The 526-nt window shown below is 54.6% G+C and carries 1 rRNA gene; it reads left to right on the top strand.

Annotated elements, in window-relative coordinates:
• Nucleotides 1–526 (top strand): 23S ribosomal RNA (locus SB772_RS39110); the annotation flags it as partial.

Here is a 526-nt window from a genome sequence, read left to right on the forward strand (position 1 = left end):
GGCGAGCGAATTATAGTAGCGAAGTTCCTGATTCCACACTGCCAAGAAAAGCCTCTAGCGAGGTGAGAGGTGCCCGTACCGCAAACCGACACAGGTAGGCGAGGAGAGAATCCTAAGGTGATCGAGAGAACTCTCGTTAAGGAACTCGGCAAAATGACCCCGTAACTTCGGGAGAAGGGGTGCTCTGTTAGGGTGCAAGCCCGAGAGAGCCGCAGTGAATAGGCCCAGGCGACTGTTTAGCAAAAACACAGGTCTCTGCGAAGCCGTAAGGCGAAGTATAGGGGCTGACGCCTGCCCGGTGCTGGAAGGTTAAGAGGAGCGCTTAGCGTAAGCGAAGGTGCGAATTGAAGCCCCAGTAAACGGCGGCCGTAACTATAACGGTCCTAAGGTAGCGAAATTCCTTGTCGGGTAAGTTCCGACCCGCACGAAAGGCGCAACGATCTGGGCACTGTCTCAACGAGAGACTCGGTGAAATTATAGTACCTTTGAAGATGCAGGTTACCCGCGACAGGACGGAAAGACCCCG

Source organism: Paraburkholderia sp. SIMBA_030, from assembly GCF_046535245.1.
Classification (GTDB): Bacteria; Pseudomonadota; Gammaproteobacteria; order Burkholderiales; family Burkholderiaceae; genus Paraburkholderia.